Annotated in this window: 25 protein-coding genes; 12 read left to right on the top strand and 13 right to left on the bottom strand. The window is 57.9% G+C overall.

Annotated elements, in window-relative coordinates; translation table 11 throughout:
* Positions 1 to 30: 30 nt before the first annotated feature.
* The 6 genes from H7R56_RS15105 to H7R56_RS15080 are packed head-to-tail and all read right to left on the bottom strand — an operon-like array spanning position 31 to position 4,003.
* Complete coding sequence (locus tag H7R56_RS15105; RefSeq protein ID WP_106926166.1) at positions 31 to 1,191, bottom strand: 1-propanol dehydrogenase PduQ; 1,161 nt, start codon at positions 1,189 to 1,191, stop codon at positions 31 to 33.
* A 15-nt stretch (positions 1,192 to 1,206) separates the two neighbouring features.
* Complete coding sequence (locus H7R56_RS15100; RefSeq protein ID WP_106926168.1) at positions 1,207 to 1,464, bottom strand: EutN/CcmL family microcompartment protein; 258 nt, start codon at positions 1,462 to 1,464, stop codon at positions 1,207 to 1,209.
* Between the two features lie 26 nt (positions 1,465 to 1,490).
* Positions 1,491 to 3,077: an acetaldehyde dehydrogenase (acetylating) gene (locus H7R56_RS15095; RefSeq protein ID WP_106926170.1), complete on the bottom strand. Its 1,587-nt coding sequence runs from the start codon at positions 3,075 to 3,077 to the stop codon at positions 1,491 to 1,493.
* Between the two features lie 53 nt (positions 3,078 to 3,130).
* Positions 3,131 to 3,409 carry a BMC domain-containing protein gene (locus H7R56_RS15090; RefSeq protein ID WP_015585230.1) on the bottom strand — a complete coding sequence of 93 codons (279 nt, stop codon included), beginning with the start codon at positions 3,407 to 3,409 and terminating at the stop codon, positions 3,131 to 3,133.
* A 14-nt stretch (positions 3,410 to 3,423) separates the two neighbouring features.
* The gene (locus tag H7R56_RS15085; RefSeq protein ID WP_065356252.1) at positions 3,424 to 3,708 is read right to left on the bottom strand and encodes a BMC domain-containing protein; all 285 of its coding nucleotides are present in this window, start codon (positions 3,706 to 3,708) and stop codon (positions 3,424 to 3,426) included.
* A gap of 16 nt (positions 3,709 to 3,724) precedes the next feature.
* Positions 3,725 to 4,003, bottom strand: coding sequence for a BMC domain-containing protein (locus tag H7R56_RS15080; protein ID WP_001540796.1), 279 nt, complete (start codon positions 4,001 to 4,003; stop codon positions 3,725 to 3,727).
* A gap of 402 nt (positions 4,004 to 4,405) precedes the next feature.
* Between H7R56_RS15080 and H7R56_RS15075 the strand changes: the two genes are divergently transcribed.
* Complete coding sequence (locus tag H7R56_RS15075) at positions 4,406 to 4,705, top strand: hypothetical protein (protein ID WP_106926172.1); 300 nt, start codon at positions 4,406 to 4,408, stop codon at positions 4,703 to 4,705.
* On the opposite strand, the gene H7R56_RS15070 is transcribed toward H7R56_RS15075, so the two are convergent.
* Genes H7R56_RS15070 through H7R56_RS15060 form a run of 3 tightly spaced genes read right to left on the bottom strand, consistent with a single transcriptional unit; the run spans position 4,702 to position 6,635 of the window.
* A complete protein-coding gene (locus H7R56_RS15070; RefSeq protein ID WP_106926174.1) occupies positions 4,702 to 5,220 on the bottom strand; it encodes a FidL-like protein in 519 nt (172 codons plus the stop codon). The two genes, H7R56_RS15075 and H7R56_RS15070, sit on opposite strands and share 4 nt — an antisense overlap.
* The gene (locus tag H7R56_RS15065; protein WP_106926176.1) at positions 5,217 to 6,035 is read right to left on the bottom strand and encodes a winged helix-turn-helix domain-containing protein; all 819 of its coding nucleotides are present in this window, start codon (positions 6,033 to 6,035) and stop codon (positions 5,217 to 5,219) included. The genes H7R56_RS15070 and H7R56_RS15065 overlap by 4 nt, the downstream gene beginning before the upstream one ends.
* 21 nt (positions 6,036 to 6,056) lie before the next feature.
* Positions 6,057 to 6,635, bottom strand: coding sequence for a TetR/AcrR family transcriptional regulator (locus H7R56_RS15060; protein WP_106926178.1), 579 nt, complete (start codon positions 6,633 to 6,635; stop codon positions 6,057 to 6,059).
* Between the two features lie 506 nt (positions 6,636 to 7,141).
* Between H7R56_RS15060 and H7R56_RS15055 the strand changes: the two genes are divergently transcribed.
* The 4 genes from H7R56_RS15055 to H7R56_RS15040 are packed head-to-tail and all read left to right on the top strand — an operon-like array spanning position 7,142 to position 10,205.
* On the top strand, positions 7,142 to 7,930 hold the full coding sequence (locus tag H7R56_RS15055) for an ABC transporter substrate-binding protein (protein ID WP_374956739.1): 789 nt from the start codon (positions 7,142 to 7,144) through the stop codon (positions 7,928 to 7,930).
* 1 nt (position 7,931) lies between these two features.
* Entirely contained in the window at positions 7,932 to 8,750 is an 819-nt protein-coding gene (locus H7R56_RS15050; RefSeq protein WP_106926182.1) for an amino acid ABC transporter ATP-binding protein, read from the top strand.
* Positions 8,750 to 9,532, top strand: a complete 783-nt coding sequence (locus H7R56_RS15045; RefSeq protein WP_106926184.1) for an amino acid ABC transporter permease — start codon at positions 8,750 to 8,752, stop codon at positions 9,530 to 9,532. Before H7R56_RS15050 ends, H7R56_RS15045 begins: the two co-directional genes overlap by 1 nt.
* On the top strand, positions 9,522 to 10,205 hold the full coding sequence (locus H7R56_RS15040; protein WP_106926186.1) for an amino acid ABC transporter permease: 684 nt from the start codon (positions 9,522 to 9,524) through the stop codon (positions 10,203 to 10,205). Before H7R56_RS15045 ends, H7R56_RS15040 begins: the two co-directional genes overlap by 11 nt.
* A 115-nt stretch (positions 10,206 to 10,320) precedes the next feature.
* On the opposite strand, the gene H7R56_RS15035 is transcribed toward H7R56_RS15040, so the two are convergent.
* Positions 10,321 to 10,548: a YccJ family protein gene (locus H7R56_RS15035; RefSeq protein WP_106926188.1), complete on the bottom strand. Its 228-nt coding sequence runs from the start codon at positions 10,546 to 10,548 to the stop codon at positions 10,321 to 10,323.
* Between the two features lie 16 nt (positions 10,549 to 10,564).
* Positions 10,565 to 11,170 (bottom strand): NAD(P)H:quinone oxidoreductase, encoded by a 606-nt coding sequence (wrbA, locus tag H7R56_RS15030; protein WP_106926190.1) that lies wholly within the window; start codon positions 11,168 to 11,170, stop codon positions 10,565 to 10,567.
* 288 nt (positions 11,171 to 11,458) lie between these two features.
* Here wrbA and H7R56_RS15025 point away from each other — a divergent pair, with 288 nt between their 5' ends.
* The 3 genes from H7R56_RS15025 to rutR all read left to right on the top strand — a co-directional run bounded on the left by H7R56_RS15025 (position 11,459) and on the right by rutR (position 12,931).
* A complete protein-coding gene (locus H7R56_RS15025) occupies positions 11,459 to 11,767 on the top strand; it encodes a hypothetical protein (protein ID WP_106926192.1) in 309 nt (102 codons plus the stop codon).
* Between the two features lie 230 nt (positions 11,768 to 11,997).
* The gene (locus H7R56_RS15020) at positions 11,998 to 12,174 is read left to right on the top strand and encodes a con-10 family general stress protein (protein WP_106926194.1); all 177 of its coding nucleotides are present in this window, start codon (positions 11,998 to 12,000) and stop codon (positions 12,172 to 12,174) included.
* Between the two features lie 118 nt (positions 12,175 to 12,292).
* A complete protein-coding gene (gene rutR / locus H7R56_RS15015; RefSeq protein ID WP_106926196.1) occupies positions 12,293 to 12,931 on the top strand; it encodes an HTH-type transcriptional regulator RutR in 639 nt (212 codons plus the stop codon).
* Here rutR and H7R56_RS15010 read toward each other — a convergent pair.
* Positions 12,928 to 13,323, bottom strand: a complete 396-nt coding sequence (locus tag H7R56_RS15010; RefSeq protein WP_106926198.1) for a lysozyme inhibitor LprI family protein — start codon at positions 13,321 to 13,323, stop codon at positions 12,928 to 12,930. The two genes, rutR and H7R56_RS15010, sit on opposite strands and share 4 nt — an antisense overlap.
* Before the next feature lie 187 nt (positions 13,324 to 13,510).
* Between H7R56_RS15010 and H7R56_RS15005 the strand changes: the two genes are divergently transcribed.
* Positions 13,511 to 14,851 carry an MATE family efflux transporter gene (locus tag H7R56_RS15005; protein ID WP_106926200.1) on the top strand — a complete coding sequence of 447 codons (1,341 nt, stop codon included), beginning with the start codon at positions 13,511 to 13,513 and terminating at the stop codon, positions 14,849 to 14,851.
* A gap of 211 nt (positions 14,852 to 15,062) precedes the next feature.
* Here the strand turns inward: H7R56_RS15005 and putA are convergent, their stop codons facing one another.
* Complete coding sequence (putA, locus tag H7R56_RS15000; protein ID WP_106926202.1) at positions 15,063 to 19,025, bottom strand: trifunctional transcriptional regulator/proline dehydrogenase/L-glutamate gamma-semialdehyde dehydrogenase; 3,963 nt, start codon at positions 19,023 to 19,025, stop codon at positions 15,063 to 15,065.
* A gap of 410 nt (positions 19,026 to 19,435) precedes the next feature.
* On the opposite strand from putA, the gene putP reads away from it, so the two are divergent.
* The 3 genes from putP (at position 19,436) to efeO (ending at position 23,252) form a co-directional block, all read left to right on the top strand.
* Entirely contained in the window at positions 19,436 to 20,953 is a 1,518-nt protein-coding gene (putP, locus tag H7R56_RS14995) for a sodium/proline symporter PutP (RefSeq protein ID WP_106926204.1), read from the top strand.
* A 287-nt stretch (positions 20,954 to 21,240) separates the two neighbouring features.
* The gene (efeU, locus tag H7R56_RS14990) at positions 21,241 to 22,074 is read left to right on the top strand and encodes an iron uptake transporter permease EfeU (RefSeq protein WP_106926206.1); all 834 of its coding nucleotides are present in this window, start codon (positions 21,241 to 21,243) and stop codon (positions 22,072 to 22,074) included.
* A 50-nt stretch (positions 22,075 to 22,124) separates the two neighbouring features.
* Positions 22,125 to 23,252: an iron uptake system protein EfeO gene (gene efeO, locus H7R56_RS14985; RefSeq protein WP_106926208.1), complete on the top strand. Its 1,128-nt coding sequence runs from the start codon at positions 22,125 to 22,127 to the stop codon at positions 23,250 to 23,252.
* The last annotated feature ends 3 nt before the right edge of the window (positions 23,253 to 23,255 follow it).

Below are 23,255 nucleotides of genomic sequence, written 5' to 3'. Positions count from 1 at the left end.
AGCGCTTCGCTTACCCGGTCTACCAGGACGTTACCCGTTGGCTCGTGCAAGCGGCGCGCCGCTCCATGCCTGGCGATAAAGTTCGGTTAATGCCTGCGCGTCCGGCGTGCGCGGGTTGGTCGGCGTGCAGCTGTCGCGCAATGCCTGCCCGACCATTTCCGGCAATCGGCGCTCGAAATCGGCGGCATCGACGGCGGTGGCGCCAATGCCAGCGGGCATTTGCATCTCTTCTTTCAGCGTCTCAATGGCGACCAGCAGGCTGGCCACCCCTTCACGCACGGTGTGCGCCGGGAGATCCAGCAGATGCGCCAGACGGGCATATTTGCGAGCAGCGTCGGTGTCGCACTGGCCGTTAACATCGGCGTTCCAGGCCACTACCGATGCCATCAGCAGCGCGTTGGCGCGGCCGTGCGGCACGCGGAACACGCCGCCCAGCGCGTGTGCCAGGCTGTGGGTGACGCCGAGTGATGCGTTGGTAAACGCCATCCCCGCCATGCAGGAGGCGTTGTGCATTTTCTCGCGCGCCAGCAGGTCGCCGCCGTTGCGCCAGCAGGTGGGCAGATAGCGGAAGACCTGCTGCACCACTTTCTCGGCCAGCGCGTCGGAAAAGTCGCTGGCGGCGGTGGAGACGTAGGCCTCCAGCGCGTGGCACAGTACGTCCATTCCGGTGTCGGCGGTAATCGCCGGCGGCACGGAGGCCACCAGCGTCGGGTCCAGAATGGCGATATCCGGCAGCAGCGACGGATCAACCAGCACCAGCTTTTCAGCGTGGGCTTTGACTACCGAGAAGCTGGTGACTTCCGAACCGGTGCCGCTGGTGGTGGGGATGGCCACAAACTGCGGGCGCTGGCGTGCAGCGTCCGGGCGGGTTTGCGCCAGGGTGAAAATAACCGCTTTGGCGGCATCAATCACCGAGCCGCCGCCGAGCGCGACCACCAGATCCGGCGCGCAGCTGTCCATCTGCTTCATACCGCGCACGACCGTGGCGATATCCGGGTCGGCCACCACGTCGTCCCAGATCTGCACGTCAACGCCGCGCGCGCGCAGAATCGTCGTCACGCGGTCGGCGAGGCCAAACTTGACCATCGCCTGGTCGGTGACCAGCAGGGCACGCTGGGCGTTCACTTCGGTCAGGACCGCAAGCGCGTCCTGGCCGAAGCAGATCCGGGGTTTCAGTAAAAATTCACTCATTGGGTTATTCACTCCTCAAGCGTCCCGAAAGACGTTCTCGACAATGGCGACCACGGACATCGCTTTATAACGGTCCTTGTTGAGCGCGAAATACTCCTCCGCCAGCACGATGTCGTGCATCCCCGCGCCGACGCTGTCGACGGCGACCCAGGTGCGGTCCTTCATGGGGCGGTGTTCATCATCCAGCTGCGTGATCATCAGCAGATTGCTGCCGCGCAGCTCATCGCATTTCTGCGTGGCGACGACATGTCCGGTTACCTTTGCGAGAATCATCTTTTTTATCGCCTTATATCAATGCGTTACTTGCCTAAGCGCTCAAGCACCTGGCGGATGACGCGCTCCACGTTCTGCTCGCTGATGTCGCCTTCTACGGCTGCCGTTGCGCTGGCAAAGCGGTTATCACCCGCGGTGCTGGCCGGAGCAGGGGAGGCGAAGCGTGCGTCGTCGAGGATGCTGCGGCGCGGGTCTGCCTGCGGGCTGACGACCGTCGGCTGCGGTTCCACACGGCTGCCCGGCGCGCGCAGTTCATCAATCGAACGCACGCCGTAACCCACTTTGCGCACGTTCAGCAGGTTCATCGGCCCGACGTTGTCGGAGCTGGAACCGCCGCCGACCGCGCCGCAGCCGAGCGTCAGCGCCGGCGAGATATTGGTGGTGGCACCGATGCCACCGAGGGCCGCGGGCGTATTGATGAGGATGCGGTTGACCGGTTTTTCGAGGCAGAACTGGCGGATCACGTCCTGGTTACGGGTGTGGATCACCAGCGTGTGGCCAAGACCTTCGTTGGTCAGCAGCTCCACCACGCGGTGGCAGGCGGCTTTCCAGTCCTCTTCCACGTACAAGCCCAGCACCGGGCACAGTTTTTCGCGCGAGTATGGGTTCTTGTGGGAGACGGTGGTCTGTGCGGCAATCAGCACGCGGGTGCTGGCCGGAACGCAGAAGCCCGCCATCTGGCTTAAATAGAGCGCCGTTTTGCCGACCACTTGCGGATTGATGGTGCCGTTCGGGCGCAGCAGCAGGGCCGCCATTTTCGCCGCTTCGCTTTCGTTCATGAAGTAGGCGCCCTGAGCTTCCAGTTCGCGGTGGACTTCATCGTAAATGCAGCGTTCGACGATGATCGACTGCTCAGAGGCGCAGATCACGCCGTTATCGAAGGTTTTGCTGGTGATGATATCTTTCACCGCGTGGTGGATATCGGCGCTGCGCTCGATAAACGCCGGGCCGTTACCCGGGCCGCCGCTGATGGTCGGCGTACCGGAGGCATAGGCCGCGCGCACCATGCCTTCGCCGCCGGTCGCCAGGATCAGCGAGACGTCCTTGCTGTGCATCAGCTCGGAAGTGGCTTCCAGCGTCAGTTCGGTAATACCGTCGACGATACCTGCCGGTGCGCCCGCCGCTTCTGCCGCGCGTTTAACGATCTCAATGGCTTTCCAGCTGCACTGACGCGCCCCCGGATGCGGAGAGAAGATAATGGCGTTACCGGCTTTCAGCGCAATCAGCGTTTTGTAGATGACGGTCGAGGTCGGGTTGGTCGACGGCACCAGCGCGCAAATCACGCCCAGCGGCACGCCCACGTCCATCACTTTTTTCGCTTGATCGTCATGAATGATGCCGACGGTCTTCATATCTTTGATGGCATCGTAAACGCGCAGCGAGGCAAAACGGTTCTTCAGGACTTTGTCCTGCCAGTTGCCAAACCCGGTTTCTTCCGCGGCCATTTTCGCCAGCGCTTCGGCATGATGCGCCGCTTCCTGGGCCACGTTCTTCACGATGGCGTCGATTTGCTGCTGCGAAAAAGTGGCCATAATCGCTTGCGCCTTTTTGGCGTTACGCACCAGCTCACGCGCATTCTGGCGAGAGCGCAAATCGGTATCCAGTTCAATCATGAGTCTATCCTTCATCAGACTAAAAGAGTGCAGACGGGGCGTGCCCAGTCAGGTCATGCTTTGTGCTGCGACGCGATTTTTTCGATATCGTTATGCGGGCGCGCAATCACGCGGGAGGTGACGACTTCACCAATGCGTTTTGCCGCTTCCACGCCGGAATCCACCGCGGCGTTCACCGCGCCGACGTCGCCTTTCACCATCGCGGTGACCAGGCCGGAGCCGACGTTTTCATAGCCAATCAGCTCAACGTTGGCGGCTTTACACATGGCGTCTGCCGCTTCAATGCAGGCCACCAGTCCTTTGGTTTCAATTAAGCCAAGCGCTTCTTTCATCATGATTTCTCCGGTTATTCGGTAATTTTGTAGTGAGCGACAATCTTGTTGATGTCGTTATGCGGGCGGGCGATAACCAGCGAGGTCACCACTTCACCGATGCGCTGTGCGGACTCGACGCCGGAGTCCACCGCCGCTTTTACCGCGCCGACGTCGCCTTTCACCATCGCGGTAACCAGGCCGGAGCCGACGTTTTCATAGCCGATCAGTTCGACGTTAGCGGCTTTACACATCGCGTCCGCCGCTTCAATGCAGGCCACCAGGCCTTTGGTTTCGATCAAACCTAATGCATCACCCATTTGCGTTCTCCTGGCCTTAAGCCTTGTGTTTAATGACGATTTTGTTGATGTCGTTATGCGGACGCGCAATGACCAGCGACGTCACCACTTCCCCGATGCGCTGCGCGGACTCGACGCCGGAATCTACCGCCGCTTTCACCGCGCCGACGTCGCCTTTCACCATCGCGGTGACCAGGCCGGAGCCGACGTTTTCATAGCCAATCAGTTCGACGTTAGCGGCTTTACACATCGCATCCGCCGCCTCAATGCAGGCCACCAGACCTTTGGTTTCGATAAGCCCTAATGCATCACCCATGGCTCTCTCCTCAGAACAGGTTTGTGATTTGGAAAACCGTCCGTGTCACGGCATTTACCCACGGCTGCGGCGTTCGTGAGTCACTATAAGGAAGGGCGAGTGATTTGGAATTTAAATCCAGAAGGCGTAGTGAATTAGAATAAAACTCTGTGATTTAGCTATTTTATTACCACTATTTATCTATTTGTCCTGTTGTGGAGGAGGCGATTTGGCTGCCAATATCGCGGCCTGGAGCGCAAATTTTTCATCGGCGATAAATGTTATTTATTTGCTAAATAATTATGCGGCTGGGGTAAAAAGGCGGGCGGTTAACTGTGGCGAGGCTCAAGATTTTTTATGGAGTCTAAATGCAAAAAGTGCTGTTTATTCAGTTGAAAAAATGAGGTTAAGCCGAAGAGTGCGGTGTATCACACTATTAACTTCGTTAATAACGACATTTTTGTCGAGCGAGTGGCTCGCGGTGACGGCCTTCACTATGCATTTAGCGCGGCAGAGAGGGATTTTGCTCCGGGGAGTCATGCCAGTCAGTTAAGCTATATTCGTAAGCCGGATAAGCAAAGCGCCATCCGGCATACCGCGCGGCAGATTGCCGGATGGTGGAGTAAACGCCTTATCCGGCCTACGGTTCCGGTTCCTGAATTCAACGCGTTAACTGACCAGCATGACTCTCCGGGGAGGGGCTTTTTTGATGATGTGGGTTAGTTCAGCGTGCTGCCTGATTTCAGCGTGCAGATCCACAGCGGGGAGTTGATGGAACTCAGCAAGATAGCTTTATCGTTCAGCTTTTGGGCGTTGAGGAACAGCCCGTCGTGGCTGTCGGACATTTCACGCATAAAGTAGTCGAATATCACGTTCGGCGACTCATCGATGGACGAGGCGCTGGCCTCCCACTGGCTGATGCGATAGTGGCGCTCGGTGGCGGAGATGCGCTTGCTGTTGTAGTTGAACTTCACGTAGCGCTGCAGGTACAGCCAGCCGGCGGCAGAATCGGTATAGCCTTCCACCACCATTGAGCCTTTCCCCTGAGGGCCAAAGTTGAAGTGAATATTGCCGTTTACATTCTCTTTGTCCATGTTTTCAAAACGCATAATGCCTTTGGTAGAGCAGCTCATCGCCCCGGCGTCGCTGGCGGGCAGCAGCCGCCAGGCGCTAAATCCGACGGCGGCAATCAGTACCAGAACGGACAGGGCAAAAAAGGTACGCGGCGCGAGTCTCATTGCGGCTTCCAGGAATAGTAAAAGTAGTTATCGCAGTAGCTGAACGGGTTATCTTCATGCATGGCGCAGTGGGCAAGAAACACGCGTCCCAGACCGTTGGTTTCCAGCCGGTCGCCGTAGAAAAAGAGAAAGCGTTCCCCCGGTTTGCAGGCGATATTTAAACGCTGGCGCACCTCATCGAAATTTTTACCGTAGGCACCGGCGCTGACCGAACGGCGCATCTCGTCGCTGGCCAGCAGCTCGCACTGGCTGTGGCTGAGACGGGTAAGCGCAATGGGCCGCGATTCCCGCGGGCCAATCAGGCTAAACAGGATCAGCAGCAGCGCGATAGTCAGTAAACATCCTCCCGCCATATACCAGCACATACCGCGCGCGTGGGCGCTGCGCGGCAGCGCTGTGTTGGCGGCAGAGGGTAACGCCTCGGGCTGCGCGTCTGGCTGCGTCTCGGGCTGGACGGACTCCGCGGGTTCAACGGGCGGGGAGGCGTCCAGCGGTTCCACCAACACGTCTGGATTAAGCTGCAAATAGCCGCGCGAGACGGTGATGATGATGTTGTCGATACCGTAGTGGCGGCACGTTTTACGCAGCATGCTGAGGTACTGGTTCAGGTTGCTGTTCGAGGAGGTTAATCCGTTGTCATCCCAAACTTTTTTCAACACCTCTTCGCGGCTGACGATGCCGGGGTGGCGCAAGAAAAAATCGAGCAGCGCGCTGGCGGTAATCGACAGCTGGCTGTCCGGCTCATCGCTTTGCGGCAGCGTCAGGGTACCGTCGGTAGCATCGTAAATAAAACGGGCATTGATGTTGTAGCGCATCGCGGCCTCAGTCTCAGTGCTTCATGCGGGAAGCGTCATCTTATTGAGGGAGTCAACCAGCGCGCGGCGGTGGCCTGCGCTCATGGTGATCCCTTCCGTCAACTCCGACAGCCAGATTCCGTCAGCGGCGTAGCGCACCAGCGTGCCGGTTGGGCCGTTGTCCAGCTCGTCACCCTGCGCCAGTTTGTCCAGCATCCAGTCGCGCCAGCATTTACGTAGCACCGGTTCATCGGGCATCGCCAGCGATAGCACCATCAGCTGGCGGCTTTCATGGGTGTCCGTCAGATCGGCAAGATAGTTCAGGTAAGCGCGGGTGAAGCGGCCGTAGCTCACGCCGTCCTGCTGCATGAGCGCGGTAATCGCTTCTTCCATAATGGCCAGCAAACGGGCGAACAGGGCAAAGATCAGCGCTTGTTTATTGGGAAAGTGGTGAATCAGACCGCCTTTGCTGACGCCAGCCTCGCGGGCCACGGCGTTTAGCGAGAGAGCGGCAATGCCGTCTCGTCCGGCGATCGTCGCAGCGGACTCAAGCAGCTGCTGATGCAAACGGACGGGATCTTTTTTACGGTGCTGAGTGTCGATATTCATGGGCCGAATCATACCGACCAGACGGTATGATTATTTTTGACGGCGATCAAGGCGTGCGGGATGTCCGTAAAATGAATGCGGGTAATGCGTGAGAGGTCACAACTTGTAGTAGAAATCAGCCTGTTATCATAGCGTTCATCCGCGATGCGCATATCGCGGATCGCTGTTTCCGCGGGTCACGATGGGAAACAATCACCGCACGACATCATGACTTTTTGCCTATTAAGGCCGTTTTCTTCTTTCTCTTCGAACGCCTATTTCAACCTTAAATGGTGGCAAAAGGAAATGCGAAATATCGCTAAGCATTTGCATTTTTCACCCGCCTTTAGCCACGCGCATCAATTATTTTACCTTTATATAACAATCACTTTCGCCAAATGATATTTGGTAATAAGGCATAGCAAATCGTTATTTGTTCCGCTAAGGGCAGTGTGGGAGCGTAAAAAGACAATACAAAAACAGGGGTATCCAGAAAAATTATGGCAAAGACAAAACAGACAGTAGCACAGCTCGCCATCATGACCGGCCTGGTCGTCGCCAGCGTTACCGCGTTTAGCGCGCAGGCAGATCAGCTGGCCGATATTAAAGCGAAGGGCGTGGTGAAGGTGGCCACGTTTGACGCGAACCCACCGTTTGGTTCCGTGGATGCCAAAACGCACGAGCTGGTCGGCTACGATGTCGATTTTGCGAAGGCGCTGGCCAAATCGCTGGGGGTAAAACTGGAGCTGGTCGCAACCAATCCGGCGAACCGCATCCCGCTGCTACAGTCCGGCAAGGCCGACCTGATTGTGGCCGATATCACCATCACCCCGGAGCGTGCGCAGGTGATTGACTTCTCCACGCCTTATTTTGTGACCGGACAGCAGTTCCTGGTACCGGTCAGCGGTAGCGATAAGCTTGACGGCTACAGCAAGGCGCGCATTGGGGCAGTGAAGGGGACGACCGGTGAGCAAACGCTGCACCAGCGCTTCCCGCAGGCCCGCGTGCTTTCTTATGACGATATCCCGCTGGCGCTGACCGCCCTGCGCAACGGTAACGTGCAGGCGATTACCCAGGACAGTACGATTCTGGCCGGTCTGCTGGGCGAAGCGCCGGATAAAGCCAAATTCAAAATCCTGCCGGATCTGCTGAGCAAAGAAGAGATTGGCGTCGGCGTGAAGAAAGGCGAACCGGCGCTGCTGAAAGCGGTTAACGATGAGCTGGTGGCGCTGGAAAAATCCGGCGACGCGGCAAAAATCTATGACGTCTGGTTTGGCCCCGCCACCAAAGCGCCACAGCCCCGTTCCTTTACCATAGAAGCAAAATAATATGTTGTCGGCTTTACGCACTCTTTCCGCGGCCAAGGCCGCGGATTTTTCACATCTGGAGAATGCCAGCGTGGCCTTCCGACAGGTCGTGAAAACCTACGGCGATCATCGCGTGCTTAACGGCATCGATTTGACGATTAACCCCGGCGAGGTGGTGGCGATTCTCGGGCCTTCGGGCTCGGGGAAATCGACGCTGATTCGCCTCATTAATCAGCTGGAAAACCTGAGCGGCGGCGAGATCCTGATAGACGGTAAACCGACCCGAGGGCTCAGCGGCAGAGCGCTACGCCAGCTGCGCAGCCGCATTGGTTTTGTTTTTCAGCAGTTCAATCTCTATGCCCACCTGACCGCAGCGCAAAACATTACCCTGGCGCTAGAGACGGTGCACGGCTGGCCTCATCAGGACGCACAGGCGCGCGCGCTGGCTCTGCTGCATAAGGTTGGGCTAGCGGAAAAAGCCGACGCCATGCCGTCTGAACTCTCCGGCGGTCAGCAGCAGCGCGTGGCGATAGCTCGGGCGCTGGCCTCATCGCCGCAAATCATTCTGTTTGATGAACCCACCTCGGCGCTGGATCCGGAAACGATTGGCGAGGTGCTGCACGTCATGCAGTCGCTGGCGCACAGCGGTATCACGATGATCGTGGTGACCCACGAAATGCAGTTTGCCCGTGAAATCGCCGATCGCGTGGTGTTTATCGACGGCGGCGACGTGCTGGAGGTCGCCGCGCCGGAGGCCTTTTTCACCCGGCCGCAGCACCCGCGCGCGGTACGTTTTTTGCAGAAGGTGCTCGACCCGCTGCATCAGGAGCGAATGGCGTGATGATTCCTTTTGATTGGCAGGGCGTGCTCAGCGGGCAGCCTTTGCAGTGGATACTCTCCGGTTTTCTCACCACCCTCTGGGTGACGCTTGCCGGCATGGCGCTGGCCAGCCTGCTGGCGGTGCTGTTTTTGCTGCTGCGGCTGGCGGGCGGTCGCGGTGGTGCGGCGGTGGCCGCCGTGTGGGTCTCGCTTTTTCGCAATACACCGCTGCTGGTGCAGCTGTTGTTCTGGTACTTTGCCGGCTGGAATTTTTTGCCGCAGATCGTACGCGACTTCGTTAACGATCCGCACGACTGGTCAATTCTGCCGGGTAATGTCTGGTGGCTGACGCCCGAGTTTCTCTGTTCAGCGTGGGGCCTTGGCGTGTTCACGTCGGCGTTTCTGGTCGAAGAGATAGCCGCCGGGCTACGCAGCGTCCCCGACGGTCAGCGGGAAGCCGCGCTGGCGCAGGGTTTTTCGCATGCCAGCCTGCTGCGCCATATTCTGTTGCCGCAGGGGCTGGCGAACGCCTGGCAGCCGGTGGTTGGGCAATATCTTAACCTGATGAAGCTCTCTTCGCTGGCGAGCGGCATTGGCTTTGCCGAACTGACCTATCAGGTACGGCAGATTGAAAGCTATAACGCCCATGCGCTGGAGGCCTTCGCCGTGGGCACCGTACTGTATCTGCTGACCGGCGTGGTGCTGGGGCTGCTGTTGAGCCGCCTGGGGCCGAAACCGCACGGAGTATCGATGCGACGGCGTCGGGCGGCCATTGCGCAGAGAGGTATACAGCATGAACGCTAGTCTGGCGACGATCGTGGATAATCTCGACTATCTGCTGTGGGGGCGGCTGGCCGAGGGAGAGCCCGGCGGGGTCGTGCTCACGCTAATGATGGCGCTGGGGGCGGGGGCCATGGCGCTACCGGGCGGCGTACTGCTGGCCTGCGCAGCGTGGCGTTTTCCCGGCACCGTGCGTCGCCTGTTGTATCTGTGGGCAGAGATTATTCGCGGTATTCCGCTGATTTTTGTCATCTTCTGGCTGTGGTATCTGCTGCCGATGCTGACCGGCAGCGATATGCCAGGCGCGGTGACGGTGACTTTTGCGCTGGCGTGGTTTACCGCCGCCTCGGTAATGCACTCGGTGCTGGCCGGGCTGCATGCGCTGCCGGGCGGGCAGTATGAAGCGGCGTTGACGCAGGGCTTTAGCGCCGGCCAAATCCTGTGGCGGATTCTGCTACCGCAAACGCTGCGCAACGTACTGCCGTCGTTGGTGGGTATTTTTATCGGCCTGCTCAAGGATACATCGCTGGCGTTTATCGTTAACGTACCGGAGTTGACGACCGTGGCCGGGCAGGTGAACAACCGCGTGCAAATCTATCCGACGGCAATCTTTGCCTTTATCGGCGTCGTCTATTATCTGCTGTGTTTCGGCCTGGAAAGGGGGGCAAAGCGCTGGCAGCGGCGACTGAGGGTATAAAAAAATAGCCCGGCGTCGCGATGGCTGGCCGGGCTACTGAATGAATTTTGTAGGCCTGATAAGTATAGCGCTATCCCGGATAGCGGCGTTGCCTTATCTGGCCTACACGCTCGGATCAAACGTTTTTACGTTCGATGGTTTGTTCGCCCCAGAACAGAGAGTCTTTATCTGTTTTGCTGAAGGCCAGCTCCAGGACGGCATCGCTGCCTTCTTCCCAGATTTGTTCCGCCGCTTTTTCATCATATTTTGCGAGTTCAAAAATCGCTTCGGCGATCTCTGGTGAAGTGTTGCGCAAGCTCGCCCATTCACCGATATGATGTGTTTTGCCTTCTTGTGTGGGCATATCTCTTCTCCCTCAATTAGCCTTTTAATTTAACCGCCAGGCCTGCGACGTATTCGCCCTGATAGCGGGCAATCGCCAGCTCTTCCTGGCTTGGTTGACGTGAACCATCGGCACCAGCAATGGTGGTTGCGCCATACGGCGTACCGCCACGCACCTGCGAAATATCAAACAGTTCTTGTGCCGCATAACCGATCGGTACAATGACCATACCGTGGTGGGCGAGCGTCGTCCAGGTCGAAGTGATGGTCTGTTCCTGGCCGCCACCGGTACCGGTAGAGCTAAAGACGCTCGCCAGTTTGCCGTACAGCGCGCCGGATGCCCACAGACCGCCGGTTTGATCGAGGAAGGTACGCATTTGTCCGGCCATGTTGCCGAACCGGGTGGGGGTACCGAAGATAATGGCATCGTAGTTTGCCAGTTCCTGCGGGGTGGCTACAGGGACCGCCTGTGCTTTGCCGCCGGCTTTCGCAAATGCTTCTGCTTGCATGGTTTCTGGTACGCGCTTGATGACAACGTCTACGCCATCGACTTTGTTTGCGCCTTCAGCAACGGCTTTGGCCATCGTTTCAATGTGTCCATACATAGAATAATAGAGCACCAGAACACTTGCATTTCCACTCATCTTAACTCTCCTGTGTCAAATTCGTTGGTTACGTAACAAGCTCCAATAAGCATAGTTCGTGTTGCAGGATTCGCTGCATCGCAGCGGCAATTAATTGCCGATTGCGTTCGTTTGCTGCTTTATTAAACGAAACTTGCTCAGGTTTTGAGTGAAAATGGATATGTTATTAATAACCATAATAAATAATACTGAGCATTAATTATTTATTTGATTGATTATCATCAACAAAACCGCCCCGTCTTATCAGGACAATGCCTGCGAATGATTCAGCGCAATGACGGAAGATGAATGAAAAAACGGATGGTTGCGGCAGCGCTGATGGGCGCGAGCCTGCTGGCGGTCACGCTGGCATCTGCGCAGGCGGTGACGCAGTACACGCAGGTGGCGAAAAAGCGCGCGTATCACGGGTTTGGTATCACCGTCACGCGCGCGGGCGACGCGGTGAGGGTGAACGGTGAGGCGGCGCGAAAACAGGAATACAGCGCCGACGCCGATGTGTTTGTTCACGGGCCGTACCGCATCGTGTTCCACAAACGCACGGGTAAGGTGAGGTTAATGAAGAACGGCACCTACCTGGGAGTACTAAAATCACGCTGACGCATCACGATACATTTTTCTCCCGCCGCTTTTCCCTGCCGCAAGCGTTGGTTATCGCCTGGCGTGAGGGGGAAAACCTAAAACCCGACGGCAGATATGTCAAAATATATCCAGCCGCTGCGGTGCCTGTCTTTGCCAGCTACGCTTATGACTACCCGCGCAATCTCGCGGGTGATGACGCTTTACATCGACGTCATGCACGATGTCGTTCTCTTAACGGGAGGTCAGTCATGGCAAATCATCGCGGCGGTTCCGGTAATTTTGCTGAAGACCGGGAAAGAGCAGCAGAAGCAGGTCGTAAGGGAGGCCAGCACAGCGGCGGGAATTTTAAAAACGATCCCCAGCGCGCCTCGGAAGCGGGTAAGAAAGGCGGGAAAAACAGTCACGGTAGCCATCGCGGAACCTAGGCGCGGCTGACGGCATTTTTCTCTGCCCACCGCCGGTTTTACCGGCGGTGTTTTTTTGGGGGTTGAAGCAGGGCGACGCGATACGCAAAATAGAGGGGAATTCACAAGGAGAGGGCGTATGGCTCAGGATGCAGTAAAGAAAAGCGGCAAACGTTCTCAGGCGGTAAGCGCCAAAAAACAGGCGATACTCAACGCTGCGCTAAATACCTTTTCCCAGTATGGCATCCACGGCACCCGGTTGGATCAGGTTGCCGAGCTGGCCGGGGTGTCAAAGACGAATCTGCTGTACTACTTCCCGTCAAAAGAGGCGCTGTACGTTGCCGTCATGCAGCAGATCCTCGATATCTGGCTGGCGCCGCTGCGCGCCTTTCGCGAAGATCTGGCGCCGCTGGCGGCCATCGGCGAATATATTCGCCGCAAGCTGGAGGTTTCGCGCGACTACCCGCAGGCTTCTAAGCTGTTTTGTCTGGAAATGCTTCAGGGGGCGCCGCTGGTGATGGACGCGTTAACCGGCGATCTGAAACAGCTGGTAGCCGATAAGTCGGCGATCGTCGCCGCGTGGGTGAAGAGCGGCAAACTCGCACCGGTCGATCCGCACCACCTGATTTTTATGATTTGGGCCACCACGCAGCACTATGCGGACTTCGCCACTCAGGTTGAGGCGGTGACCGGCAAAACGCTGCGCGATGAGGATTTCTTCCAGCAAACCGTCGAGAACGTCCAGCGGATCATTATCGACGGTATTCGTGTGCGCTAGCTGGCGGGCGGTAGAGGGCAGCTCAGGTCACCCTCTTCACACTGGAGCAGCGAGGCGAGAAACGCTTCGCGCTCGGTGGTTTTATCGGTCAGGCACTGGCTGTTGATCATCGGCTGTACGCTGCCGCCGTGGGTGCTGGAGCTGAGAAACGCACAGTCGGCATCGCGCAGGGCAATCCACGCCGTCTGGGCTTTTTTCAGTAAATCGCGCTGGGTCGGTTCCGCGCGCTTTAGTACGTCCTGCCAGGTCTGATTGAGCTTCTTATCCGCTGCCTGATACTGCTCGGCGGCGCAGGCGTTCATCTCGGCCTGGGTATTGGCGCTGGCGCATTCGTCGGCCAGCGCATAGCCGCTGGTTAACAGCAGGGCGAGGGCCGGTAAAACAGATTTCATTCGTTGACTCCCAAAAGTAGGCTTCCCGAGCATAGGCTCTGGATATAACACGATTTTAACCTGGAATCTCCTCCAACCAGCGTGCGTTTTTCTGAATTTCAAAGCCAGCGCAATGTTCGGATAGACGCCTTTGGTCGAGAAGGTTGATGATCCCACGCTGGGTGTGAAACAAGGGAGATTGTCAGTGATGACGGGCACGGAAAGTCAGGTGCGGCTGGGGCTTTTTACTCTGGCGTGGCCGATATTTGTGGAACAACTTTTGCGGTTGATGCTGGGCTACGTGAGCGTTTTTATGCTGGGGCACTACTCGGATGAGGCCGTGGCCGCCACCGGCGTGGCTAACCAGATCCTTGCCATTTCGGTGATCTTCTACGGCTTTCTGACCGTCGGCGTGCAAATTGTGGTGGCGCAGCTGCTGGGGGCGAAGCGCTTCCGGCGCATTGAGCGGGTGATCACCAACGGGCTGGTGGTCGCGTTTCTGATCGGCGTGGCGATGAGCCTGGTGTTTGTGCTGTTTGGCGATACCTTCCTACGGCTGCTGGGGCTCAGCGACGAACTGGTGACAGTGGGGTCGCCGTTTATTCGTATTATCGGCGGCATTTCGGTGGTTATTGCGCTGTACTCCTCCATCCTGCCGATTCTACGTACCCACGGCTACGTGCGTCAGGCTATGCTGGTGCCGATCGCCGTCAGCATTATCAACGTGGTATTTAACTATCTGTTTCTGTACGGCCAGCTGAGCTTCCTTGGGCTTGGCGTTACCGGTGTCGGTATCGCGGTGTGCATTGCCAACGTTGTGGGGATGCTGATGTCGGCGTGGATGCTGAAAAAGTACATCGGCTATGCCTTTCGCTGGCAAAACCTGCGCCACTGCTCGCGCAAAATACTCGGCGCGATTTTGCGCTTCGGCCTGCCATCGGCGGGTGAGAACCTCTCCTATGCCGGGTCGCAGCTGGTGGTCACCGGAATTATCGCTTTTCTGGGCACCGAGGCGCTGACGACCAAAGTTTACGCCTCGACCATCAGTCAGTTCGTCGCGCTGTTTGCGATGTCGATAGGCCAGGCCTCGCAGATTATTATCGGCCGTGCGGTGGGGGCAAGGGAGATTGAGTCCGCCTACCGGCAGGGGCTGAAAAGCTGGCGCCTCGGGCTGGCGGTGGCGTTTTCTATCAGCGTGGTTATCTACCTGCTGGCTGCGCCGATCATGCAGCTCTTTACCCCGAATCAGGAAATTATCGCGCTAACCCGTAAGCTGTTTTTACTGTCTATTTTGCTGGAACTGGGGCGTGCGACCAATATCATTGTGATCAGCAGCCTGAATGCCACCGGCGACGTTCGCTTTCCGTTTATCTGCGGCATTATTGTGATGTGGATTATCAGCCTGCCGTTTTCGTATTGCCTCGGCGTGTACATCGGGCTGGGGCTGGTGGGGGTCTGGCTGGCCTATATTATTGATGAAGGGCTGCGGGCGATACTGATGTACCGCCGCTGGCGCAGCCGGGTGTGGACAACGAAGTCGATGTTTTAGGCCGGCCTGATGGCGGCGTAAACGCCTTATCCGGCCTCCCCATAAAAAACCCGGCGATTGCCGGGTCAGATTGCAGACAAACCCGCTCGCGCGGTGCCGGATGTCGATTTCAATCAGCGACGCCATCCACGTAGGCCCGATAAGCGTAGCGCCATCGGGCATTGCGGATGTTGTCATCAGTCTTACCCGGCAATCGCCGGGTTTGAAAATCTTAACCAATCGTCATCAAGCTGGCGTTTCCGCCCGCTGCGGCGGTGTTCACGCTGAGCGAACGCTCATGGTACAGACGCTCCAGCAGCAGGTTGGTTTCACCGCGGGCAAAACCCTGCACCGACACAATCGCCCCGTCGCGCGCCGCCACCTGTTCGCACAGTTCGCGCAGCTGGTCAGAATCACCGTGGTAAATCACCGCATCGAAGAAGGCGTTCATCAGCGTTTCCGGCTTCGCGAAGTGGATACGTTCGCTCACCGCTTTCGGCAATGATTTCACCAGCTCACGTTGCAGTGGCGCATCCTGCCACAGCACTTCACTGCCTACTGCCATCACTGCAGACAGCTGGGTCAGCAGGTCCGTTTCGTTATCCGCCACGCACAGCACTCGTTCGCGTGGGACCAGCGTCCAGGTGTTGCGCTCGCCGGTGGGGCCCGGCAGCACCCGCTGGGTGCCGGCCTGTGCCAGCTCGCTGTACTGCTTGCTGATCGCCAGCAGCGCCGGGCGATCGGCCATCCAGCCCTGCAGTTCGGTCAGCGGTTTTTCCAGCAGCGTTTTCAGCTGAGTATCGACGGCCTGACCGGCGTCCTGGCGTGCCAGCGTTTTCGCCAGCGCCGTTTCCGGGCGGCTCGCCAGCAGGCGATACAGGTACATCGGGCCGCCCGCTTTCGGGCCGGTGCCGGAGAGGCCTTCACCGCCGAACGGCTGCACCCCAACCACTGCGCCCACCATATTCCGGTTAACGTACAGGTTGCCGACTTTCGCGCTGCCGGTCACCTGCGCAATGGTTTCATCAATGCGGGTGTGCACGCCCAGGGTCAGACCGTAGCCCGAGGCGTTGATCTGCGCGATCAACTGATCCAGCTGGTTGCGGCTGTAGCGAACAACGTGCAGCACCGGACCAAAGACCTCTTTTTTCAGCTCGTCGAAGCTGTCGAGTTCAATCAGCGTCGGTGGGATAAAGGTCCCACTCTGCCATTCGCGGCTGTCTTCGGCATTTTCACGCGCGGCCTGGAACACGGTGCGGCCTTTGGCGCGCATGGCCTGAATGTGTTTCTCAATGCCGGCTTTCGCCTCGGCGTCAATCACCGGGCCGATGTCGGTCGTCAGGCGGCCCGGGTTGCCCATGCGGCATTCGGCCATTGCGCCGCGCAGCATGGTCAGCGTATGGTCCGCGACGTCATCCTGCAGGCACAATACGCGCAGGGCGGAGCAGCGCTGACCGGCGCTGTCGAAGGCGGAGGCGACTACGTCCACCACCACCTGCTCGGTCAGGGCGGAAGAGTCAACGATCATGGCGTTCATCCCGCCGGTTTCGGCAATCAGCGGCGTCGGGCGGCCCTGTGCGTCCAGACGGGTGGCGATATTACGCTGCAGCAGGCCGGCGACTTCCGTCGAACCGGTAAACATGACGCCGCGCACGCGGGCATCAGAGGTCAGCTGCGCGCCGACGGTTTCACCGCGACCCGGCAGCAATTGGACCACGCCAGCCGGTACGCCAGCCTCCAGCAGCAGTGCGATACCCTGCGCGGCAATGAGCGGCGTTTGTTCGGCTGGTTTTGCCAGCACGCTGTTGCCTGCGGCAAGCGCGGCGGCAATCTGCCCCATAAAGATCGCCAGCGGGAAGTTCCACGGGCTGATACACACCACCGGGCCCAGCGGGCGGTGGGTTTCGTTATCGAAGTCGTCACGAACCTGACCGGCGTAGTAGTGCAGGAAGTCCACTGCTTCACGCACTTCGGCGATGGCGTTGCTGAAGGTTTTACCGGCTTCACGTACCAGAATGCCCATCAGCGGCTGCATCTGATCTTCCATCAGCACCGCGGCGCGTTCGAGAATGGCGGCGCGCTCCTGCGGCGGGGTGGCGAACCAGATGGGTGCGTTGTTCACCGCGCTTTCCAGCGCTTGCTCTACTTCCTGTTCGCTGGCTTCCCGGACATAGCCGACGATATCTTTCGGCTCCGCCGGGTTAATCACCGACAGCATATCGCCGTCGGCAACCGGATGCTCCAGCATCGGTTTTGCGGTCCATTTATGCAGCGCGCTGTTGAGCAGCGAGGAGGAGAGCGACGCCAGGCGGTGTTCGTTGGCCAGATCCAGGCCTGCTGAGTTGACGCGGCCGCTGCCATAGAGATCGCGCGGCAGCGGAATTTTCGGGTGCGGCAGCCCGGACGCGCCTTCCTGCAGAGCCATCTTCTCGACGGCCAGCACCGGATCGGCGACCAGCTCATCCAGCGGCAGGCTGCTGTCGGCGATGCGGTTAACGAACGAGGTATTCGCGCCGTTTTCCAGCAGGCGGCGAACCAGGTAGGCCAGCAGCGTTTCGTGGGTCCCCACCGGAGCATAAATGCGGCACGGGCGATTCAGCTTGCCGTCAGCCACTTTCCCCACCACCTGCTCGTAAAGCGGCTCACCCATCCCGTGCAGGCACTGGAATTCGTACTGCCCCGGATAGTAGTTATTGCCGGCCAGCTGGTAAATCGCCGCCAGCGTGTGGGCGTTATGGGTCGCGAACTGTGGGTAAATCAGGTTAGGGACGCCGAGCAGCTTTTTGGCGCAGGCCAGGTAAGAAACGTCGGTATACACTTTGCGGGTATACACCGGATAGCCTTCCAGGCCGTCCATCTGCGCGCGTTTGATTTCGCTGTCCCAGTACGCGCCTTTAACCAGACGGATCATCAGACGGCGACGGCTGCGGGTGGCGAGGTCGATCAGGTAGTCGATGACGAACGGGCAGCGCTTCTGGTAGGCCTGAATCACGAAACCGATGCCGTTCCAGCCGGCCAGCGCCGGTTCGAAGCACAGTTTCTCCAGCAGATCGAGGGAGATCTCTAATCGGTCGGCTTCTTCGGCATCGATGTTAATGCCGATATCGTACTGGCGTGCCAGCAGGGTCAGGGACTTCAGACGCGGGTACAGCTCATCCATCACGCGATCGTACTGCGCGCGGCTATAGCGTGGGTGCAGGGCAGACAGTTTGATAGAAATGCCCGGGCCTTCATAAATGCCGCGGCCGTTGGAGGCCTTACCAATGGCGTGAATAGCCTGCTGATAAGAGACCATATAGGCCTGGGCGTCGGCGGCGGTAAGCGCCGCTTCGCCGAGCATATCGTAGGAGTAGCGGAAGCCTTTCTCTTCCAGCTTGCGGGCGTTGGCCAGAGCTTCGGCAATGGTTTCGCCGGTGACGAACTGCTCGCCCATCAGGCGCATCGCCATGTCCACGCCTTTGCGCACCAGCGGTTCACCGCTTTTACCGATAATCCGGTTCAGCGAGCGCGACAGGCTGGTTTCGTTGTGGGTGGAGACCAGTTTGCCGGTAAACAGCAGCCCCCAGGTGGCTGCGTTAACAAATAATGACGGGCTGCGGCCAATATGCGACTGCCAGTTGCCGTTGCTGATTTTATCGCGGATTAAGGCATCGCGGGTTGCCTTGTCAGGAATACGCAGCAGCGCTTCCGCCAGGCACATCAGCGCGACCCCTTCCTGAGAGGAGAGGGAGAACTCTTGCAGCAGGCTTTGTACCATTCCGGCGCGACCGCTGGCGGTTTTCTGATTGCGTAGCTTTTCCGCTAGCTTCCAGGCGAGCTGATGCGCCTGCTCGGCGATCGGCTGCGGCAGACGTGCCTGCTCCAGCAGCATGGGGACGGCGTCGGTTTCGCTGCGGCGCCAGGCGGCGGTGATCGCGGCGCGGGTGACCGACTGGGGCAGGATCTGCTCGGCGAACTCAAGGAACGGCTGAGGGTTGTCGTCGGCCGGCTGTGGCGTTTCGTCGCTTTCGTTAGCGGCACCGGACAGCAGCGCGGGCAGCTCCGGCAGGAGCTCGTCATTTTCCAGCTTTTCCAGATAATTGAAAATTGCCTGCTTGATTAGCCAGTGAGGGGTACGGTCGATTCGGGTCGCCGCACTCTTAATTCGCTCACGCGTTGCGTCATCCAGCTTAACCCCCATGGTGGTGGTGCCCATGCCATCTACTCCTGTTGCTCGGTTGTCATATTTTTTGCGTAACAGGAATATCACTCATGTTGCAACTTTGTGCAACCGTGTTAAATGTGACGTCTGTTGCAGGCTTAAAAATGAATTAATTGTTAAAGGTAAAACTTATGATAAAGGCGCTGAGCAATACGTCATGGTGCGAGTTTTTATGCGCTACTTAACAGTTATTTTGGGTGCAACCTGAAAAAGCGTGAGGGAGTGCAACCTATAGAAAAATGCTATCTCCAGCCTGATGCATTTGATGTAAATGCAGTGTTAAATCGTTTGTGAAAAAATTCCGCTTCCGTCAGGATACGGTCGCTTCAAATGATTGCCCCGTTCCGGCAATGATAAAAAACGGCAAATTGGGATGTTGCCGACGCATATTTCTGGAGAGTTGAATGACTATTAGCACCCCGATGCTGGTGACTTTTCTTGTCTATATTTTTGGCATGATCCTCATTGGCTTTATTGCATGGCGCAACACCAAAAACTTTGATGACTATATTCTTGGCGGCCGCAGTCTTGGGCCATTCGTGACCGCGCTGTCCGCCGGTGCCTCTGATATGAGCGGCTGGCTGCTGATGGGCCTGCCGGGGGCGATTTTTATCGCCGGGATCTCTGAAAGCTGGATCGCTATCGGCCTGACCCTGGGCGCGTGGATCAACTGGAAGCTGGTTGCCGGGCGTCTGCGCGTGCATACCGAAGTCAATAATAATGCCTTAACCCTGCCGGACTATTTCACCGGCCGCTTTGAAGACAAGAGCCGCGTGCTGCGCATTATCTCTGCGCTGGTGATCCTGCTGTTCTTCACCATTTATTGCGCATCCGGAATTGTGGCCGGTGCGCGACTGTTTGAAAGCACCTTCGGTATGAGCTATGAAACCGCGCTGTGGGCGGGGGCGGCGGCGACCATCCTGTATACCTTCATCGGTGGTTTCCTGGCGGTGAGCTGGACCGACACCGTGCAGGCCAGCCTGATGATTTTCGCGCTGATCCTGACGCCGGTTATCGTTATTTTCGCCGTTGGCGGCCTTGGCGATTCGCTGGAAGTGATTAAGCAGAAGAGCATTGAGAACGTCGATATGCTCAAAGGGCTGAACTTTGTTGCCATTGTGTCGCTGATGGGCTGGGGGCTGGGTTACTTCGGCCAGCCGCACATTCTGGCGCGCTTTATGGCCGCGGATTCCCACCACAGCATTGTGCATGCGCGTCGTATCAGCATGACGTGGATGATCCTCTGCCTGGCCGGTGCGGTGGCGGTAGGCTTCTTCGGTATTGCCTACTTCCAGAACAACCCGGCGCTGGCCGGACCGGTTGGCCAGAACGCCGAACGCGTGTTTATCGAGCTGGCGCAGATTCTGTTTAACCCGTGGATTGCCGGTATTCTGCTGTCAGCGATTCTGGCTGCGGTGATGTCGACCCTGAGCTGCCAGCTGCTGGTGTGTTCAAGCGCGATTACCGAAGATCTGTACAAAGCGTTTCTGCGTAAAAACGCCAGTCAGAAAGAGCTGGTGTGGGTAGGGCGCCTGATGGTGCTGGTGGTGGCGCTGGTGGCCATTGCGCTGGCCGCTAACCCCGAAAACCGCGTACTGGGACTGGTGAGCTATGCGTGGGCTGGCTTCGGCGCTGCGTTTGGCCCGGTGGTCCTGTTCTCGGTGATGTGGTCACGTATGACCCGCAACGGCGCGCTGGCCGGGATGATCATCGGTGCCGTTACCGTTATCGTCTGGAAACAGTTCGGCTGGCTGGGGCTGTACGAAATTATTCCTGGCTTTATCTTCGGTAGCGTCGGCATTGTGCTGTTCAGCCTGCTGGATAAGGCGCCGTCGAAGACGATGCAGGCGCGTTTTGCTGAAGCAGACGCCCATTACCACTCTGCGCCGCCGTCACGTTTACAGGAACAGGAACAGCGGTAGGCTGGATAAGGCGTTTACGCCGCCATCCGGCAATATGAGCCGAACAGCCTGATGGCGCTACGCTTATCAGGCCTACGTAAACCCGCGGTTTCGCGGGTTTTTTACGCCCATTGCTCTAGCGTGCCAGTGATAATCAACGCAACTATATCGTTGCTATTCTTTTACATCTCGTCATTATTTCCCACATATTTCACTTGTGTTTCTTTTTGGCTTAATGATAATCACTATCACTCACATTTACCTGTCTTTGCATAAGTTGACGGCGTTTCACATTTAAGGGTGTTTGCATGTTTGTTCCTTTTCTCATCATGTTGCGCGAAGGGCTGGAAGCAGCGCTGATTGTCAGCCTGATTGCCAGCTATCTGAAGCGAACCCAGCGCGGTCGCTGGATTGGGGTAATGTGGATTGGCGTTTTCCTGGCCGCCGCGCTGTGCCTGGGCTTGGGGATCTTTATTAACGAGACGACCGGTGAGTTCCCGCAAAAAGAGCAGGAACTGTTTGAAGGGCTGGTGGCGGTCATCGCCGTGGTTATCCTGACCTGGATGGTGTTCTGGATGCGTAAAGTCTCCCGCAACGTCAAACAGCAGCTGGAGCAGGCGGTAGACAATGCCCTGCAAAAGGGGAATAACCACGGCTGGGCGCTGATCATGATGGTCTTTTTCGCCGTGGCGCGCGAAGGGCTGGAGTCGGTCTTCTTCCTGCTGGCGGCTTTCCAGCAGGATCTCGGTATCTGGCCGCCGCTGGGTGCGATGCTCGGCCTGGCCACCGCGGTAGTGCTGGGCTTTCTGCTCTACTGGGGCGGTATTCGCCTGAACCTTGGCGTATTTTTCCGCTGGACGAGCCTGTTTATTCTGCTGGTTGCGGCTGGGCTGGCTGCGGGGGCGATTCGCGCCTTCCACGAAGCGGGCCTGTGGAACGCCTTCCAGGATGTCGCCTTCGATCTCAGCGGCACGCTGACTACGCATTCGCTTTTCGGCACCCTGCTGGAAGGTATCTTTGGCTATCAGGAAGCGCCGAGCATCAGCGAAGTGGCGGTCTATTTCCTGTATTTGATTCCGGCACTGGTGCTGTTCTTCTGGCCGCCGCGTGCAACAACGTCAACATCCCGTATCGCCCCTTGAAAGCGATAACGGTGATGGCATCACACTCTACTTATTGAAAGGGATGGACCATGACCAAGAACTTCCGCCGCAGCGCGTTGCAGACGGGGATTGCCGCGCTCTTCTCGACGGCGTTTATGGCACACGCTGCCGATATTCCGCAGGTTAAAGTGACGGTAAACGACAAACAGTGTGAACCGATGTCGATTACCGTGGACGCGGGTAAAACCCAGTTTATCATTCAGAACCACAGCCAGAAGGCGCTGGAATGGGAGATCCTGAAAGGGGTGATGGTGGTGGAAGAGCGCGAGAATATCGCGCCAGGCTTTACCCAGAAGATGACCGCCAACCTGCAGCCGGGTGAGTACGAGATGACCTGCGGCCTGTTGACCAACCCGAAAGGCAAGCTGATCGTGAAGGGAGAAGCGGGCAAAGACGTGGCGAAAGCCGACGCGCTGCGCGATCTGGGCGCGGCGATTACCGCGTATAAAGCCTACGTGACGGCCGAAACCGCCGAACTGGTCAAAGGCACTAAAGCCTTTACCGACGCGGTAAAAGCGGGCGATATCGAAAAAGCGAAATCCCTGTATGCGCCGACGCGTCAGCACTACGAGCGTATTGAACCGATTGCCGAGTTGTTCTCTGACCTCGACGGCAGCATTGACGCGCGTGAAGACGACTACGAACAAAAAGCGGCCGACCCGAAATTTACCGGCTTCCACCGTCTGGAAAAAGCGCTGTTTGGCGACAACAGCGTTAAGGGCATGGAGCACTACGCGACCCAGCTTAATGGCGACGTGCTGGAGCTGCAAAAACGTATCGACGAGCTGGCTTTCCCGCCGTCAAAAGTGGTGGGCGGTGCAGCTGGCCTGATTGAAGAAGTGGCCGCGAGCAAAATCAGCGGGGAAGAGGACCGCTACAGCCATACCGATCTGTGGGACTTCCAGGCGAATATCGACGGCGCACAGAAAATTGTCGACCTGCTGCGTCCGCAGCTGCAAAAAGAGAACGCCGCATTGCTGGCGAAAGTTGACGCCAACTTCAAGAAAGTGGACGGCATTCTCGCGAAATATCGCACGAAAGACGGTTTTGAAACTTATGACAAGTTGACCGATGCGGACCGTAATGCGCTGAAGGGGCCGATCACCACGCTGGCGGAAGATTTGTCTCAACTGCGCGGGATTCTGGGGCTGGATTAAGTA

It is taken from the genome of Klebsiella sp. WP3-W18-ESBL-02, assembly GCF_014168815.1.
Classification (GTDB): domain Bacteria; phylum Pseudomonadota; class Gammaproteobacteria; order Enterobacterales; family Enterobacteriaceae; genus Kluyvera; species Kluyvera ascorbata_B.
This window is presented reverse-complemented; position numbering and strand designations above follow the sequence as displayed.

Bases quoted from the DNA above. Each gene is read 5' to 3' on its own strand.
- H7R56_RS15105 (WP_106926166.1), bottom strand. From the start codon at position 1,191: ATGAGTGAATTTTTACTGAAACCCCGGATCTGCTTCGGCCAGGACGCG.
- H7R56_RS15100 (WP_106926168.1), bottom strand. From the start codon at position 1,464: ATGATTCTCGCAAAGGTAACCGGACATGTCGTCGCCACGCAGAAATGC.
- H7R56_RS15095 (WP_106926170.1), bottom strand. From the start codon at position 3,077: ATGATTGAACTGGATACCGATTTGCGCTCTCGCCAGAATGCGCGTGAG.
- H7R56_RS15090 (WP_015585230.1), bottom strand. From the start codon at position 3,409: ATGAAAGAAGCGCTTGGCTTAATTGAAACCAAAGGACTGGTGGCCTGC.
- H7R56_RS15085 (WP_065356252.1), bottom strand. From the start codon at position 3,708: ATGGGTGATGCATTAGGTTTGATCGAAACCAAAGGCCTGGTGGCCTGC.
- H7R56_RS15080 (WP_001540796.1), bottom strand. From the start codon at position 4,003: ATGGGTGATGCATTAGGGCTTATCGAAACCAAAGGTCTGGTGGCCTGC.
- H7R56_RS15070 (WP_106926174.1), bottom strand. From the start codon at position 5,220: ATGAGACTCGCGCCGCGTACCTTTTTTGCCCTGTCCGTTCTGGTACTG.
- H7R56_RS15065 (WP_106926176.1), bottom strand. From the start codon at position 6,035: ATGCGCTACAACATCAATGCCCGTTTTATTTACGATGCTACCGACGGT.
- H7R56_RS15060 (WP_106926178.1), bottom strand. From the start codon at position 6,635: ATGATTCGGCCCATGAATATCGACACTCAGCACCGTAAAAAAGATCCC.
- H7R56_RS15055 (WP_374956739.1), top strand. From the start codon at position 7,142: ATGACCGGCCTGGTCGTCGCCAGCGTTACCGCGTTTAGCGCGCAGGCA.
- H7R56_RS15050 (WP_106926182.1), top strand. From the start codon at position 7,932: ATGTTGTCGGCTTTACGCACTCTTTCCGCGGCCAAGGCCGCGGATTTT.
- H7R56_RS15045 (WP_106926184.1), top strand. From the start codon at position 8,750: ATGATTCCTTTTGATTGGCAGGGCGTGCTCAGCGGGCAGCCTTTGCAG.
- H7R56_RS15040 (WP_106926186.1), top strand. From the start codon at position 9,522: ATGAACGCTAGTCTGGCGACGATCGTGGATAATCTCGACTATCTGCTG.
- H7R56_RS15035 (WP_106926188.1), bottom strand. From the start codon at position 10,548: ATGCCCACACAAGAAGGCAAAACACATCATATCGGTGAATGGGCGAGC.
- wrbA (WP_106926190.1), bottom strand. From the start codon at position 11,170: ATGAGTGGAAATGCAAGTGTTCTGGTGCTCTATTATTCTATGTATGGA.
- H7R56_RS15025 (WP_106926192.1), top strand. From the start codon at position 11,459: ATGAAAAAACGGATGGTTGCGGCAGCGCTGATGGGCGCGAGCCTGCTG.
- H7R56_RS15020 (WP_106926194.1), top strand. From the start codon at position 11,998: ATGGCAAATCATCGCGGCGGTTCCGGTAATTTTGCTGAAGACCGGGAA.
- rutR (WP_106926196.1), top strand. From the start codon at position 12,293: ATGGCTCAGGATGCAGTAAAGAAAAGCGGCAAACGTTCTCAGGCGGTA.
- H7R56_RS15010 (WP_106926198.1), bottom strand. From the start codon at position 13,323: ATGAAATCTGTTTTACCGGCCCTCGCCCTGCTGTTAACCAGCGGCTAT.
- H7R56_RS15005 (WP_106926200.1), top strand. From the start codon at position 13,511: ATGACGGGCACGGAAAGTCAGGTGCGGCTGGGGCTTTTTACTCTGGCG.
- putA (WP_106926202.1), bottom strand. From the start codon at position 19,025: ATGGGCACCACCACCATGGGGGTTAAGCTGGATGACGCAACGCGTGAG.
- putP (WP_106926204.1), top strand. From the start codon at position 19,436: ATGACTATTAGCACCCCGATGCTGGTGACTTTTCTTGTCTATATTTTT.
- efeU (WP_106926206.1), top strand. From the start codon at position 21,241: ATGTTTGTTCCTTTTCTCATCATGTTGCGCGAAGGGCTGGAAGCAGCG.
- efeO (WP_106926208.1), top strand. From the start codon at position 22,125: ATGACCAAGAACTTCCGCCGCAGCGCGTTGCAGACGGGGATTGCCGCG.